The organism is Kribbella sp. NPDC050470 (genome assembly GCF_044458365.1).
In the GTDB taxonomy this organism is placed as follows: Bacteria; Actinomycetota; Actinomycetes; order Propionibacteriales; family Kribbellaceae; genus Kribbella.
The window spans coordinates 442,326-457,898 of sequence record NZ_JBITHV010000011.1 but is presented as its reverse complement, the minus strand read 5'-3'; the positions used below and the strand labels follow the sequence as shown (position 1 = coordinate 457,898).

Annotated in this window: 13 protein-coding genes and 1 pseudogene; 3 read left to right on the top strand and 11 right to left on the bottom strand. The window is 69.0% G+C overall.

What is annotated here, in order from left to right; genetic code table 11:
- Window positions 1-707: 707 nt before the first annotated feature.
- From ACIBGM_RS33545 to ACIBGM_RS33510, 8 genes are all read right to left on the bottom strand, one after another.
- Window positions 708-1,199: an FxsA family protein gene (locus ACIBGM_RS33545; protein ID WP_396387810.1), complete on the bottom strand. Its 492-nt coding sequence runs from the start codon at window positions 1,197-1,199 to the stop codon at window positions 708-710.
- A 3-nt stretch (window positions 1,200-1,202) separates the two neighbouring features.
- Window positions 1,203-1,964, bottom strand: coding sequence for a polyprenol monophosphomannose synthase (locus tag ACIBGM_RS33540; protein WP_396387809.1), 762 nt, complete (start codon window positions 1,962-1,964; stop codon window positions 1,203-1,205).
- Window positions 1,965-2,019: 55 nt separating this feature from the next.
- Window positions 2,020-3,585, bottom strand: a complete 1,566-nt coding sequence (gene lnt / locus ACIBGM_RS33535; protein ID WP_396387808.1) for an apolipoprotein N-acyltransferase — start codon at window positions 3,583-3,585, stop codon at window positions 2,020-2,022.
- A gap of 579 nt (window positions 3,586-4,164) precedes the next feature.
- A complete protein-coding gene (locus ACIBGM_RS33530) occupies window positions 4,165-4,554 on the bottom strand; it encodes a hotdog domain-containing protein (protein ID WP_360519960.1) in 390 nt (129 codons plus the stop codon).
- Window positions 4,555-5,313, bottom strand: coding sequence for an OAM dimerization domain-containing protein (locus tag ACIBGM_RS33525; RefSeq protein WP_360519958.1), 759 nt, complete (start codon window positions 5,311-5,313; stop codon window positions 4,555-4,557).
- Window positions 5,310-6,875 carry a lysine 5,6-aminomutase subunit alpha gene (locus tag ACIBGM_RS33520; RefSeq protein WP_396387807.1) on the bottom strand — a complete coding sequence of 522 codons (1,566 nt, stop codon included), beginning with the start codon at window positions 6,873-6,875 and terminating at the stop codon, window positions 5,310-5,312. The genes ACIBGM_RS33525 and ACIBGM_RS33520 overlap by 4 nt, the downstream gene beginning before the upstream one ends.
- Window positions 6,863-8,458, bottom strand: a complete 1,596-nt coding sequence (locus ACIBGM_RS33515) for an amidohydrolase (protein WP_396387806.1) — start codon at window positions 8,456-8,458, stop codon at window positions 6,863-6,865. Before ACIBGM_RS33515 ends, ACIBGM_RS33520 begins: the two co-directional genes overlap by 13 nt.
- Window positions 8,459-8,461: 3 nt before the next feature.
- Window positions 8,462-9,505 (bottom strand): L-erythro-3,5-diaminohexanoate dehydrogenase, encoded by a 1,044-nt coding sequence (locus ACIBGM_RS33510; RefSeq protein ID WP_396387805.1) that lies wholly within the window; start codon window positions 9,503-9,505, stop codon window positions 8,462-8,464.
- Between the two features lie 142 nt (window positions 9,506-9,647).
- Between ACIBGM_RS33510 and ACIBGM_RS33505 the strand changes: the two genes are divergently transcribed.
- From ACIBGM_RS33505 to ACIBGM_RS33495, 3 genes and pseudogenes are all read left to right on the top strand, one after another.
- On the top strand, window positions 9,648-11,138 hold the full coding sequence (locus ACIBGM_RS33505; RefSeq protein ID WP_396387804.1) for a KamA family radical SAM protein: 1,491 nt from the start codon (window positions 9,648-9,650) through the stop codon (window positions 11,136-11,138).
- 177 nt (window positions 11,139-11,315) lie between these two features.
- Window positions 11,316-13,166 carry a hypothetical protein gene (locus ACIBGM_RS33500; protein ID WP_396387803.1) on the top strand — a complete coding sequence of 617 codons (1,851 nt, stop codon included), beginning with the start codon at window positions 11,316-11,318 and terminating at the stop codon, window positions 13,164-13,166.
- Between the two features lie 21 nt (window positions 13,167-13,187).
- Window positions 13,188-13,439, top strand: a pseudogene (locus tag ACIBGM_RS33495) (MOSC domain-containing protein); the annotation flags it as partial.
- A 59-nt stretch (window positions 13,440-13,498) separates the two neighbouring features.
- Here ACIBGM_RS33495 and ACIBGM_RS33490 read toward each other — a convergent pair.
- From ACIBGM_RS33490 to ACIBGM_RS33480, 3 genes are read right to left on the bottom strand one after another with little or no spacing between them, the layout of a single operon-like run.
- Entirely contained in the window at window positions 13,499-14,389 is an 891-nt protein-coding gene (locus ACIBGM_RS33490) for a S41 family peptidase (RefSeq protein WP_396387802.1), read from the bottom strand.
- 55 nt (window positions 14,390-14,444) lie between these two features.
- Window positions 14,445-15,113: an HAD family hydrolase gene (locus tag ACIBGM_RS33485; RefSeq protein WP_396387801.1), complete on the bottom strand. Its 669-nt coding sequence runs from the start codon at window positions 15,111-15,113 to the stop codon at window positions 14,445-14,447.
- Window positions 15,110-15,550, bottom strand: coding sequence for an Lrp/AsnC family transcriptional regulator (locus ACIBGM_RS33480; protein WP_360519944.1), 441 nt, complete (start codon window positions 15,548-15,550; stop codon window positions 15,110-15,112). The genes ACIBGM_RS33485 and ACIBGM_RS33480 overlap by 4 nt, the downstream gene beginning before the upstream one ends.
- Window positions 15,551-15,573: the final 23 nt, after the last annotated feature.

The window sequence follows — 15,573 nt, the reverse complement described above, 5'->3', positions numbered from 1 at the left end:
AGACAAGTCCCAATCTCCCAGCCCGCAAGGGCATCCTCGCGTTACGGCACGCACACCCCACCCAACTCACCTCAAACCATCGGTGGATCCAGGCTTAGGCGTCGCCGGCGGTTGCCTAGCTGAATGTCCTCGCGGAGCTCTTTGAGGTCGGCCGGGCTGAGCTCATCGTTGGTCTGGTACAAGAACTCACCGACCATGAAGAGGCCAACGCCGACGACGAAAGGCCAATCCCGCTCAACCACGAACCCGACCAACGCAGCTGCAAACGGCTAGGCCCACATCGGGCGCCCGCTCATTGAACAGTCTCATTCACGACGCTCCCACCAGCGCCCACTCACCACAGTCGCGCACGCGTCTACTCCGGTGACCCCCTCGATCGCTCACCCCACGGGTCCCCCACGAGCGGCTTCTCCCGAGATCCCTCCGATCGCCGCTACACGTCCCCAACGGGCGTCGACTCACCACACCGCCGCGAGCCCCACCATCCACAGTTCCTCAGACCGATGCACCGACGTGGGCATTCGATCGCGCGATCAGCGCGCAGCACGCGGGCGGCAGCCCGGTGCTCCGGGCGGTAGCCCGCAGATGGCGGCGGTGGCCGGCAAGTAGGTGCCGGCGACAAGTCGGAGGGTGGGTGGGAGCGGACGTAGCAGGTGCGTTGAGGAGCGGAGCGACGAAGTGCGCGTGCGTAGCGCGCGTGGGAAGGACTACTTCTTCTGGTCGGGGTCGATGACCTCACCCTGGATCACATCGTCGGAGGGTGGAGTGGGCCGCGTGCCCGGGTCGAAGCCCGAGGCGGGCGGGAAGCCGGTCAGGTTGACGCTGCCCAGTTGGGTGGTGAGGCGGCGGCTGAGGAAGGCGGACAAGCCCCGGCGGGCGATGGGGCGGGTGAAGGGGAGGACGAAGAAGAAGCCGAAGATGTCGGTGACGAAGCCGGGGGTGAGCAGCAGCGTGCCGCCCACCAGCACCAGGGCGGCGTCGGAGAGTTCGCGGCCGGGCATCTTGCCGGTTTGCAGCGCGGACTGGAGCGCGTTCCAGGCCCGTCGGCCTTCGCGCTTGATGATCCAGGCGCCGAGCGCGCTCTCGACGAGCAGCAGGCCGACGGTCGGCCAGCCGCCGATCACCTGGCCGATCTGGATGATCACGTAGATCTCCAGCATCGGCACCACCAACAGCGCCAGCGCCACGAACCATGGCATGTCCTACCCCTTCCGGAAGAGACTTCGGAGCTGACGTGCCCGGTGACCAACGCCCCACCGGCCGACCCGGGCCATCGCCTCGACGACGATCGCCCGCGACATCTTGGACTGACCTCGTTCGCGCTCCACGAAGGTGATCGGCACCTCGACCACCCGGAACCCGGACTTGATCGCCCGCCACGCCAGATCGACCTGGAAGCAGTAGCCCGCGGAGGCGACCTCGTCCAGTCCGATCCCCTCCAGTGTTGCGCGCCGGAACGCCCGATACCCACCCGTGGCGTCCTGCAGCGGCACGCCGAGCGCCAGCCGCGTGTAGATGTTGCCGCCTCGGCTGAGGATCTCGCGCGACTTCGGCCAGTTCTGCACCTCGCCGCCCTTCACGTACCGCGACCCCAGCACGAGGTCCGCGTCGCGCAGCGCCGTCAGCAGCCGAGGCAGCTGCTCCGGCTGGTGCGACCCGTCCGCGTCGTGCTCGACCAGGACGCCGTACGAGCGCTCGATGCCCCAGCGGAAGCCCGCGATGTACGCCGCGCCGAGGCCTTCCTTGCCCTTGCGGTGCAGGACGTGCACGTGGTCGTCGTTGGCGGCCAGCTTGTCCGCGAGCTCACCGGTGCCGTCGGGCGAGTTGTCGTCGGCGACCAGGACGTCGGCCTCCGGTACGGCGTCGCGCAGCCGGCTCACGATCGGCTCGATGTTCTCGGCCTCGTTGTACGTCGGGATGATGACCAGGATCCTGCCGAGATCCGCGAAGGGGGTCGTGCTCACGCTGCTCCTGCCTCCCGGTGACAACTCTGTCACCGGGCTCCGAAAGGGGCCTGACTCAGGCCGGGACCTTTTCGCGGCTGCGCGTGGGCGCCGGCGGGGTGTCCGGGCCGTGGTCCGCCCGGCGGCGGCGAGCCACCAGCGCGAGGACCACACCCAGGATCCCCAGGCCGGTCAGGATCCACTGCGGCCAGCCGCCGAGTGTGGTGGCCAGCGTATTGGTATCGCGCACCGGAACCGAGGCGACATACACGTCCGGCACGAACTGTGACGACTTGTGCTCGACGGTGCCGTCCGGCTGGATCACGCCGGAGATCCCGCTGGTGGACGCGATCAGCACGGTCCGGCCGGTCTCGATCGCCCGCATCCGGGTGATCGCGAACTGCTGCTCGGGCTGGCCGGTGTCGCCGTACGTCGCGTTGTTCGTCTGGACGACCAGGATCTGGGCGCCGCCCTTCATCACGTCCTCGACGACGTCGTCGTACGCGACCTCGAAGCAGATCACGTCGCCGTAGGTGACGCCGTTGATCGGCAGTACGCCGGGCACTGTGCCGGGAGCGGTCTGCCGGCCGACCATCTCCAGCCGCTTGATGTAGGGCAGCAGTTGCTCGCGGAACGGGATGTACTCGCCGAACGGCACCGGGTGCCGCTTCGCGTAGATCTGCCCCGCACCCTTGACCGGGTCCCACACCACGCCGGTGGTCTGCCGCTCGTTCGGCCCGGGGCCTTCGAGTACGGCGCCGACCAGGATCGGCACGTCGACGGCCTTGACCGCTTCCTCGATGTCGGCCTTCGTCTCGGCGTCCTTGAACGGGTCGATGTCGGTCGAGTTCTCCGGCCAGATGACGATGTCCGGCTTCTCCTCGGTGCCTGCCGCGACGCGCTTCTGCAGGTCGAGGGTCGCGTTCAGGTGGTTGCGGGTCACGGTCCGGGCGCGGCCGAGGAACTCCAGGCCCTTGCCCGGCACGTTGCCCTGCACCATCGCCGCGGTCACGACCTTGCCGTTGCCCTCGGTCGACAGGTTGATCAGCGCGCTGCCGCCGACGATCGCGACCCCGGCGACCAGCGCGACGGCCCGGAGCTTCAGCGAGCTCTTCGGCTTCAGTACGGCGTACACCAGCACGCCGAGCACCGCGATCGCGAAGCTCAGCCCCGGGATGCCGACCAGGGACGCCAACTTGCCGAGCGGCGAGTCGGCGAACGCCCACGCCAGCCGGCCCCACGGGAACCCGCCGAACGGGATCGACGCGGTCGCATACTCGGTCGCGACCCACAGGCACGGGATCAGCACAGGCCACCACTTCAGCTTCAGCACCTGGGTCGCGAACGCCCCGAAGACCGCGTAGAAGAGGCCCTCGAGGATCGCCAGCGCGATCGCGGCGTCGCCGCCGATCACGCTGAGCCACGGCACCAGGACGAGGTAGTAGGTGATGCCGAACCCGGCGCCGATCAGGAATCCGGCCTTGGCCGAGGCGCCGTTCAGCGCGGCCAGGAACAGCGGTACGGCGACGACCGTCAGCCAGGGGTAGTCGTGCGGTTCGAAGGCGAAGCCGAGCAGCGCGCCCGCGAGCACGGCCACGGCGACCCGCGGCAGGACCCGTCCCAGAGCCTTCAACCGGTCCACGCGGTAACCCCTTGTCCTCACTGACCCGGCGGACGCCGGTCGCTCGACCGTACAACGTCCCGGACAAGCAAATGTATCCGGTCAGTAGCCGGGAGGCGGCGATCGCGGAAAGTGAACACCAATAGACACAGGGCGAGGAAGTGAATCCGTCTCAGAAAAGAGGAAAGAGGCTCGGCGCGCCTTCGGACCAACCGTCGATGCACTGGCTGCGCACCGTCCGGCTGTTGTCTACTGGCCGCCGAGCCTCTTCCACCTCTGCCCCGCGGGGGGCTAACCACCGGCGATCTCAGCCCCCGTCGACTCAGGCCTGGCACTGGCCTGGTCAGCGTCGCGGGATCATCCGGTGGCCGAACTTCGTGTGACCGTTGATAAAACGGGATATGACGACTCCCAAAACGATGCTCGCTGGCGGCGACGGTGTCAACCTCTCCAGCGGCTCCTTGAGGCCGTTGTAACACATTCGCCTGCCCGGTACGGATAAAACCAGCCCGGTACGGATAAGACGAGAATCCGTCAGCGTGGTCACGTTACAGAGCCGTCTTGGCACTCCACGTGACCGTTACCCACGGCAACCAATCGTCACCCAACCGGTACGACGACGGTCCCCTTTGCGCGCGTGATCACAAGCGGCTCGGCCAGCACCTCGGCCGCCGACTCGGACACGTCCGGCCGGCCCCGGCAGACCACCGACGCGCTGAAGTCGAGCTCCCGGCTGCGGTTCCCGACCCGGCTGATCGTCGCCGTCACCTCGATCACGTCGCCGGCTCGCAGCGGCTGCAGGAACTGCACGTCGGAGTACGACGCGAACAGCCCCTCGTCGCCGTCGGCCTGGATGCACACCTCGGTCGCGACGTCACCGAACAGGCCGAGCACGTAGGCGCCGTCGACCAGGTTGCCGGCGTAGTGCGCGTGGCTGTACGGCACGTACCGCCGGTGCGTGACACTCAACCCGATAGTTGCCTTTGACACCTATGCGCTCCTCTTGCCGGTCGTCTGCTTGCGTCGGGTCACGAGTGCGTCGACCAGGTAACTGGCCACCTCGCCAGGGGTGGTGCCGCGGCCGAACACCCGGTCCACCCCGAGCTCGCCGGCCATCTGCTCGGTGAAACGGGGGCCACCGGCAACCAGTACCGGCCGGGCGTCCTCGGGGTAGGCCTCGCGGAACGCTGCCGACATCTCCTTGGTGTTCAGCACGTGCGCCTCCCGCTGGGTGACCACCTGCGACACCAGGATCGCGTCCGCCTTCTCCGCCCGGGCCCGCCGTACCAGCTCCGGTACGGCGACCTGTGCGCCGAGGTTCACCACCTTCAGCTCGCGGTAGTACTCCAGGCCCTTCTCGCCGGCGAATCCCTTGATGTTCATGATCGCGTCGATGCCGACCGTGTGCGCGTCGGTGCCGATGCATGCGCCGACGATGGTCAGCCGGCGGCGCAGCGTCTTGCGGATCGCGAGGTTGACCTCCTTCGGCGACAGCAGCGGATAGTCGCGCTCGATCACCTCGACCTTGCTGGTGTCGACCAGGTGGTTCACCGGCCCGTACACGACGAAGAAGGTGAAGTCCGGTCCCATCGCCTTGGCATGCACGACCAGCGCCGGGTCCATGCCCATCTTGTTCGCGAGTTGTACGGCGGCGCCCTCGGCCCGCTTGTCGTGCGGGACCGGCAACGTGAACGACAGCTGCACCATGCCGTCGCCCGTGGTGTCGCCGTACGGCCGGATGATGGTCACTGGGTCTCCTCCATCAGCTCGATCGCCGGGTTGTAGTACTCCCCCGACTTGCGCGCGACGCCATCCAGGCCGCGGCCCGCGTCGGAGGGGCGCTTCATCAGGCCGAAGGTGCCGTCGCCGATCGCGTTCAGCAGGCCGTCGTCGACGATCTCCTCCAGCAGCTCGACCGACTCGGCCAGCACCTGGCGGGCGCGGGAGGCGATGAACCCGTTCGGCTCCGGCCGGAAGTCCTCGTGAAGGTTGCCGGCGGCACCCAGCACGTAGCGGACGTTCTGCAGCGCGAGGTCGCGGTCGGAGATCCACGGCGTCACCACCGCCTCGGTCATCATGCCGACCAGCAGGATGCCCTGCCCCGTCATCGCCCCGACCAGGTTGAAGAACCCGTCCAGCAGGTAGCCGCGGAACACGTCGCCGGTCATGTACCGGGTCGGCGGCATCCACTTCAGCGGCGCGGCCGGGAACAGCTGCCGGGCCAGCATCGCGTGCGCGAGCTCGAGCCGGAACGAGTCCGGCAGGTCCGGGTTGATCTCGAACGCGTGCCCGAGCCCGAGCTGCCAGTCCTCGAGCCCGGCCTCCTTGGCGAAGTACTCGTTCAGCAGCTGCGACACGGTCACGGTGTGCGCGGCCTCGACCGCGTCCGCGGTGGTCAGGTAGTTGTCCTCGCCGGTGTTGATGATGATCCCGGCGCGGGCGTGGATCTGTCGGCTGAACCGTTGGTCGACGAAAGTGCGGATCGGGTTGATGTCGCGGAACAGGATCCCGTACATCGAGTCGTTCAGCATCATGTCCAGCCGCTCCAGCCCGGCCAGCGTCGCGATCTCTGGCATGCACAGCCCGGACGCGTAGTTGGTCAGCCGGACGTACCGCCCCAGCTCGCGCGAGGACTCGTCCAGCGCGGCCCGCATCAGCCGGAAGTTCTCCTGCGTCGCGTAGGTCCCGGCGAACCCCTCCCGGGTGGCCCCTTCGGGCACGTAGTCGAGCAGGGACTGCCCGGTCGACCGGATCACCGCGATGATGTCCGCGCCCTCGCGCGCGGCCGCCTGCGCCTGCGGGATGTCCTCGTAGATGTCGCCGGTGGCAACGATCAGGTAGATCCACGGCCGCTGCTCCGGATCCCCGTGCCGCTTGATCAGCCGGTCCCGCTCCCGCCGCCGCGCGTCGATCCGCTTCAGCCCGGCCGCCGCCGCCTTCCGCGCCGCGGACCGCGCCCGTACGGCGTCCCGCCCTTCAGGCAACCGGAACGTCACGGACCCCGAGGCCGCCTTCTGCGCAAGGACACTCAGGTCCTCGGCGTCACCACGCACCAGCGCGTCCCACACCGGGAGCGCGATACCGTGCTCGAGCCCTACATCTGCACGGACCGTGTCCGCGAGCCGGTTGACCCACGGGATGCCTTCGGAGTCGGCGCCGGCCAGCCCGGCCAGCCGCAGGACCGCCCGCTCGACAGACACCGTGGTGTGCTGCCGCGCCAGGTTGACGATCGGCCGCCCGGCCTTGCGCGCCAGGCTGCGCGCCTTCCGGACGGTGACCGGATCCAGGTCGAGCTTCTTCACTGTGACCACTTCTGGGACCATCCCTCGGCTTCGTAGACGACACGGCCACCGACGACCGTCCGCAGGCAAGTCGGAATTCCCGCAGTCAGGTCCGGGAGCACCGGCACGCCCGCCCGCGGATCAGTCGACCAGGCCGCGACCCGCGAGTCGGGTGTCTGGACGACCAGCTCTGCATCGCTCTCCCAGATCGCGTACGTCGCCGCGGTGCTGGGCGCGAGTACGCCGGCATCGTCGATACCGGCCGCCCGCCAACCCCCACGGGTGTGCGCCTGGAATGCCGCCCGCACGGTGATCCGCTCACTCTGCTCGTGGTGGAACGCGGCCGCCCGCACAGCCTCCCAGCCGCCGAGCTCGGTCACCGGCGCGTCCGACCCGAAGGCCAGTACGACGCCCGCGCGGGCCAGCGACCCGAACGGGTTCATCCCCTGCCACCGGTCCCCCACGCGCTCGGCGTACATGTCGTCCGGCCCACCCCAGTGCGCGTCGAACATCGGCTGCACGCTCGCGACGACACTACAGCGCGCGAGCGTCGCGATCACGTCCGCGCTGGGCATCTCGACATGTTCGAGCCGGTGCCGCGCGGCGACGAGAGCCTGCACGCCCACCTTCTCCGCGGCGAGCTCGAAGCCGCGCGCGATGTTGTCGAGGGCCTGGTCGCCGATGCAGTGGAAGCCCGCCTGCACGTTCCGTTCGGTCGCCGCGATGACGTGCTCGGCGATCTCCTCGGCCGTCAGGTAGGCATGCCCGCGGTGGTCGGCGCGATCGGCGTACGTCTCGCGAAGGGCCGCCGTACGTGATCCGAGGGCTCCGTCCGCGTTGAGGTCGCCGGCGAGACCGGCCAGGCCGTACGTCGCCACGTGCTCGAAGGCACCCGGCTCGCCCCAGTACAGGGTCGCCGACAGGCCGACCTCGTCGGCCACCTCGCGAATGATCGGCAGCTCCCACAGCGGCCCGATGTGCGGCGCGGCCATCTCGTGGAATGCCCCGATGCCGCGGGACGCCATCACCTGCAGCGCCGCCTTCACATCGGCACGCCGCTGGTCGGGCCCGATCAGCTCGCTCAGCAGATCACGAACGGCGTGATGCGCGTCGCGCTCCACGCGGCCGGTCGTGTCGTACCCAACTCCTGTTGCGGCGGGCACCAGAGCCGACGAGATCACGCCGGAGTGGCCGTCGACTCGGGAGACGTAGACGCGGCGACCGCCGGCCGCCCGGTCCAGCTCCTCCGCCGTCGGCGGGCGGCCCTCGGGCCAGTTGGTCTCGTCCCAGCCGGCGCCGTCGATCACCGCGTCGGCCGGCAGGTTGGCCGCGAACGCCGAGAGCTTGTCGAGCGCTTCGGTGAGCGACGCCGTACCGGTGAGGTCGAGGCCGGTCAGCAGCGCGCCGGTCTGGGCGGTGTGGACGTGGGCGTCGACGAAGGCCGGCGTGACCAGCTTGCCGTCGAGGTCGATCACCTCGTCCGCGCCGTCGGCGTACGACGAGGCGCCGGTGTCGTCACCGAGCCAGGTGACCACACCGTCGTCGAACGCGATCGCGGTCGCGTGCGGGTCGGCGGGAGAGTAGACGGAACCGTTCGTCAGAAGTGTGCGCACGGCTCAATCCTCCGCCAGCCTGCTTTCGAACAGTTCGCGGACACCCGGCTCACTGCGCAAGAGCTCCATCGCGTAGTCCGCATGCCCCGGCACATACCCGTTGCCGACCAGCATGGTCACGTCCGCGGCCAGGCCCTCCGCACCGAGCGCAGCGGCGGAGAACGACGTCGCCATCGAGAAGAAGATCACAGTGCCGCCGGCCGCAGTGGCCAGTATGGCGCCGTGCTCGCACCCTGGTACGTCGACGCACACCACGGTGATGTCCGCCGGTCCCCCGGCCTGCTCAACCGCTGCAGCGAGGGCCACCGGATCACGCGCGTCGGCAAGCGCGACCACGTCGGCCAGCCCTGCTGCGTTCAGCTTCTCGGCCTCGTGCTGGACCGGCACGATCCCGATAGTCCGGGCCGCACCCGCGTGCCGCGCTGCAGCAAGCGACAGCGACCCACTTTTACCTGCGCCGCCAATTACTGACACGACAGGCTTTGTGCCTTTGTCGACATACTGGCGCACCACGCGGGCGGTCAACGCCGGTGCGCCGCATACGTCCATGACAGCCAGCGACAGCTCCGGCTTCAGGTCGTCCGGGAGCTTCGCGACGATCGACCGGGCGAACAGAATCGCGTGTCCCTGGGCCGGCACCTGCTCGCTCTTGCCGTCCCAGCTCGCCAGTGCGTCGGTGATCTGCAGCGGCGTCAGCGTGAGCGAGACCAAGGTCGCGACGCGGTCACCGGGCGCGACGCCGAGCGGCGACTCCGGGCCGACCTCGTCGACCACTCCGACGAGCATGCCGCCGGACCCGGTGACCGGGTTCTGCATCTTGCCGCGCGCCTCGACGATGTCGAGCACCGCCTGGCGGACCGCCGTACCGTCGCCGCCGTGCGCCTCGGCGAGCTGGCGGTACGACGCGGCGTCCAGGTTCAGCCGCTCGACCGCGATGCGGACCTCGTCCGGCCAGATCTCGGGACGCGCGTCGAGTTTCTCCGCCGCCTGCGGCAACACGCCGGACGGGGTGATCACACGGTGCAGTCCTACCGGGCTAGACGACACGGGGCCTCCTTCACGAGTCAGGCAAAATACTACTCAGATCGCGGTATGACGAGAATTCTTGCGGCGTACTGTTGGATCTGAGGGAAGTTCTATCGCTATCCTCACACTAGACCGCATCGCCCCTGAAGCCCCGGAGGCCTCTGTGACCGACCTGATCAGCCCCGCCGTGCTGCCCGAGGGTGGCGCCGTACCGCAGCCGGACGACCTCGCCGGCCAGCCGTACGCGTACCGGCGAGCCGAGCTGGTGGAGCCGGACTGGACTCGCATCCCGGGATGGAAGGACGTGACCACCGAGGAGTGGCGGTCGGTGCAGTGGCAGCGCGCGCACTGCGTGAAGAACGTCAAGCAGCTGCGCGACGTGATGGGCGACCTGCTCGAGGAGCGGCTCTACGAGGACCTCGCCCGGGACCAGGCCGAGCGGGCGACGATGTCGATGCTGCTGCCGCCGCAGATGCTCAACACGATCGTTCCCGACGACGACTACGCGGGGACCTTCACCGACGCGTTCTACGCCGACCCGGTCCGCCGCTACATGCTTCCGGTGTTCAGTGACCGTCGTACCGACTGGCCGTCGCACCCGCACGCGACTCGGGACTCGCTGCACGAGCACGAGATGTGGGCCACGGAGGGGTTGACCCACCGCTACCCGACGAAGGTGCTGGCGGAGGTCCTGCCGACCTGTCCGCAGTACTGCGGTCACTGCACCCGGATGGACCTGGTCGGCAACTCCACGCCGGTCATCGACAAGCTGAAGTTCGTCGCCAAGCCGCAGGCCCGGCTCGACGCGATGCTCGACTACCTGCGCCGTACGCCGGGAGTCCGCGACGTCGTCGTGTCCGGCGGTGACGTGGCGAACATGCCGTGGCCGCGGCTGGAGGCGTTCCTCAGCAGCCTGCTGGAGATCGAGAACATCCGTGACATCCGGCTGGCCACCAAGGCGCTGATGGGGATGCCGCAGCACTGGCTGTCGGACGACGTCCGGGCCGGTGTCGAGCGGGTCAGCCGGACGGCGCGCGAGCGCGGCGTGATGATGGCCATCCACACCCACGTGAACGCGGCGCAGTCGGTGACGCCGTTGGTGGCCGAGGCAACGAAGGCGATGTTCGAGGCCGGCATCCGGGACGTACGCAACCAGGGCGTGCTGATGCGCGGCGTCAACGACTCGGTGCCGCAACTGCTCGACCTGTGCTTCGCGCTGCTCGATGGCGCGACGATCACGCCGTACTACTTCTACATGTGCGACATGATCCCGTTCTCGGAGCACTGGCGGGTGTCGGTGCGCGACGCGCAGCGCCTGCAGCACGGCATGCTCGGGTACCTGCCCGGGTTCGCGACCCCGCGCATCGTGTGTGACGTCCCGTACGTCGGCAAGCGCTGGGTGCACCAACTGTCCGAGTACGACGAGGTCCGCGGCATCTCGTACTGGAAGAAGAACTACCGCACCGGGATCGAGCACCAGGACCCGGAGGCACTGAACCGCACCTACGAGTACTACGACCCGATCGACTCCCTGCCCGCCGCCGGCCAGGAGTGGTGGAAGCAGCACGCCGGCACCTCCCTCGCCGAAGCCGAGAAGCGCGCCGCCGCCTCCCGCGAGGCCGCCGAGTCCCAGAAGCTCCTGCAGATCAACTAACCCGATCCCGTCTTCGGTGCCACCAATGCAGGGGGTGGCACCGGAGGCGTTCCGCTGGGCGCGGCAACTTCCGGCGACCCGAGACCCGAACCGCTCCAGTGCCCTGCACAACCGCTAGCATCGCGGCTGGTCAACCGTCCGGCCGGCCTGGGGCTTGCCGCGATCTCGGGAGTTCGTGTGCGGGTAGTCCGCTCTGTTCTTGGTGTCCTATTCGCCCTGCTCGGCCTGATCATCGGTGCCGCCGGAGCTGTTGCCGCCTTCTGGCTGGTCGGTCCGGACGACACGATCTACTCCGGTGAACAGCACCTCACCAGCAAGGGCCTGGCCATCGCCTCCGCTCCCTCGCTGCTGGACCGGCACGGTCCCACACTGCACGTCAACGCACGGTCGACCGACGGCAAACCGGTGTTCGTCGGCGTGGCTCGCGACTTCGACGCCGCCAGCTACCTCAAGGGGCGCGCCCACACCGAATTGGTGCAGGTCGAGTACCCGATCTCGCTCTCCACCCAGGACGTCAAAGGCGCCGCCGGTCCGCTGGCGGCCCCCGACACTCTCGACTGGTGGGTCGCCAAGGCCTCGGGCGCCGGCACCCAGGAGCTCACCTGGCCGATCGCCGACGGACCGTACTCCTTGGTGATCATGAGCGCCGACGGGAAGACCGCACCCGACGTCCAGGCCGACCTGGGCATCGAGATCCCGGACGCGTTCCTGACCTCCCTGGTCGTGTTCGCGGTCGGGCTGGTGCTGCTTGCCCTGGGCATCTTCCTGATCCTGTTCCGCGGCCGCCGTACCTCCACCCCGAACCCGGTCCCCGCCGCGCCGGGCGGCTACGGCCCGCCGCAGCACGGCCCGCAGTCGCCCGGTCCTTGGTCCTCCGGCCCGCAGCACCCCGGCCCGCAGCACCCCGGCCCGCAGCACCCCGGTCCGCAGCACCCCGGCCCGCAGCACCCCGGTCCGCAGTACCCCGGCCCGCAGCACCCCGGTCCGCAGTACCCCGGCCCGCAGTACCCCGGTCCGCAGCCTCCGCCTCAGCAGTCGCCGGCCGGTCCCCTCCGCCGGGGTGTGGCGCTGACGGCGGTGTTCGCATTGGTCAGTGGTTGCGCGGCGATCCCGGAGCCGAACACCGTCCGGACGCTGACCCGCCCGGCGGTCACCGACGAGACCGCAACTGCCGTCATCGAGCACTACAACGAGGTCAACAACGCCGCCAGCAGCAAGCGCGACGGCAAGCTGATCGCCACCGTCGAAGGCGGCAACGTGCTCCGCCAGAGCCAGGCCAGCTTCACGATCAGCCGGGCCCTCGACAAGGCCGGCAAGGAGCTGACCACGCCGTACCCCTACACCGAGCCGGTGGTCGGTGCGCCGTCCTTCGGCAGCTACCCGATGCGGTTCGTCTCCTCGGCCGAGATGTCCGGCACCTCGGAGTACAGGCACCTGGGTGTCTGGGAACGCGAGACCGCCGGCAGCCCCTGGCTGCTCACGTTCTCCGCGGGCCCGAAGAAGGCCGTCCAGCTACCCGACCTCGCCGGCGTCCGGCCGGCAACGAAGTCCGACGACGCCACACTCGTCGCCGCTCCACAAGCAGCCGCAAAGGCCCTCGCCGAGTACCTGACCGCCGGCGCCAAGTCCGCCCGCGCCGCGTCGTTCGCACCCTCCACGGAGATCACCGAATACCTCGCAAATGTCGCGCGGGACAAGGCCGAGGCGCTCGACGAGCCGCAGTACTTCCGCACCGCCACCGTCACCACCACCGTCAGCGAACCGCCGACGTCCTTCGTGACCAAGTCCGGCACCGCGCTGGTCTTCGTCTATCTCACCAGGGACTACCTCGCGACGGCTCAACCGAACTCCTGGCTCAGGTGGGTGAGCGGGCCGGTCGTCGCGTTCAGCCCGAGCACGGTGCGGCACGACAACGCCTTGACGAAGAAGTCCCTCGTCGATGCCGCGCTGCTGATCCCGCCGAAGGGCGGCGGCAAGATCCGGCTCGTCTCCCTCGAGTCCCAGCTGATCGACGCCGGCGGCTACTGACGGTCCGCCCCGTGGGACGACGTGAAGCCGGGCGAACTGGGTGAGAACATCACCACCCGCGGCATCGACCTCCTCGGACTCCCCCAGGGCACGCGGCTGCGCATCGGCCCCGCGGCAGTCCTCGAAGTCAGCGGCCTCCGCAGCCCGTGTCAGCAGATCAACACCTTCACCCCCGGCCTGCTCAAGGAGCTCATCCACACCGACCCCGACGGCGCCGTCGTGCGCAAAACCGGCATCATGTCCGTCGTGGTGACCGATGGAGTCATCCACCCCGACGACCCGATCGTGGTGGACCTACCCGCCGCCCCGCACGTGCCGCTCGACGTGGTCTATCAGCCGACTCGTTCCAGTGCAGCCTTGAGGGCCGTGTCGAGTGCGTGGTCGGCTGGGACGGGAACATCGGGGATCACTCCGACGCCTTCCCAGTTGGTGCCGGTCACGCTGTTGATGGTCCGGGCAGTCGGCACGGTCACGAGGATGTGTTCGGTCACCGCGTGGCGGGCCGTCGGATGCGCGCCGCCGCGTGTCGTCTCACCAACGATGACGGCTCGGCCGTGCGCTTGAAGGGTGTACGCCACGTCCTCGCCCCCAGAGAACGTGATCTCGCTGGTGAGGACATAGACCGGGCGGTCCACATAGCGCGGCGCAGGAAGGTGCGCGCTCGTCCAGTACTGGCGGGTGGTGCCGGTGGACCGCTCGTAGATGTCGTTGAGGTGCACCTGGTCGTCGCGGAAGAAGTAGCTGCACCACATCGCTGCCCCTTCCGGCGCACCGCCGTGACATGCGCGCAGGTCCAGGATGAGTGCAGCGCTGTGGGCGACCAGCTGCATCGCCGCGCCGATCGCGCCGGCGCCCTCGTCGGCGAACGCGATGCGCCTGACGTCGATGAGCCCGACGTTCCCGTCCAACTGCTCGACCCGGCGGATCCCCTGGTTCTCTGCCCTGAGGAGCGCAAGGAACGCGGCTCGCCCTTCATCTGCGTCCGCCGGATCCAGTGACTGCGGCTCGTCCACCCAGAGCAGCCGCAGATGCTTGTCCGGGCGCACCTCCTGAAGGTGCGTGGTCACCAGCTCGCAGAGCACCTGTCCGTCCAGGTTGTCGTACTCCCCAGCCGCGAGACGGTGCCGGATCGCGGCGTCGATGTCCGCGGTCAGCTCAGGAAAGACATACCCAGCCTCGATTCTGTCCAGAGCCTGTCCGACGATCTGTTCGTTTGTTAGCACGGCGAGCCACGCTAGACCGCGAACAAGCCGTGCAGCCACCGAATTTCCTTGAAGGTCAGGCAGGTGCGCCGATCAGGCTGGGCAACTCGGTGAAGGACCTGATGGTGGGTCCGGTCCAGGCCGGGTCGCTGTTGGAGTGTTCGGTGGTGCGGATCGCGTGCATACCGAGGGCCGCGGCGCCGGGGAGTTCCTTGTCGTTGCCGTCGCCGATGTAGATGCAGTCGGTCGGCTCGACTTCGAGGGCGTTGCAGGCGGCCAGGTAGATCTTGGGCTCCGGCTTGGCGGCGCCGACCTCGGCGGAGAAGGCGGTGGTCTCGAAGTACGGCGGGAGTGGACTGTGGGCCCACTGGAGCTGGGTCTCCGACGTGATGTTGCTGACCAGACCGAGCCGCCAACCCGCTGAACGCAAAGCCTCCAACGCAGCCAGGGTGCCCGCAGGGGCGGCGCTGAGCAGGCGCCGGGACAGGTCGCGGCGCATGGCGGTGGCGTCGAGCACCTGCTTGTCCGACGGATCGGCGCCAGTGCGGCGGGCGATCACGCGCAACGTGCTCGGCAGGTCGCCGTACGCGCCGATGAAACGCTCGTACGACGTCGCGGCGAACTCCCGCGTGAACGCCTCGGCGTCCACCCCGAGCACCTCACACATCGCCTGGTTCACCACCTCGCGCTCGGCGTCCCCACCAGGCACGAGCGTGCTGAACAGATCGACCAGCAGCGCCTTCACAGCGCCGGGGGACGGCGTTCGTACGGCGTGCTGAGGACGATTGTGGTTGTGGTGGAGACGTTCGCGCGGGCGCGGATGACGGCCAGCAGGTTCTCCAGGGCGGCCGGTGAGGCGACCCGGACGACCAGGATGTAGCTGGAGTCGCCGGCCACCGAGTAGCAGGACTCGATCTCGCGGACCTCGCGGAGCCGCTCGGGCGAGTCGTCGGGCTGGGAGGGGTCGATCGGCCGGATCGAGATCAGCGCGGTGAGCGGCAGGTCGAGAGCGGTGTGGTCGACCGTTGCCGCGTACCCCTGGATGATGCCGCGCTGCTCCAGCCGCTTGACCCGCTGGTGCACGGCCGAGGTGGACAGGCCGGTCGCCTTGCCCAGGTCGGTGAAACTCATCCGGCCGTCGGTCGCCAGCAACCCCACGATCTTGCGGTCCAGGTCCTCCACGGTGATGACCTTACTGGAGCAAG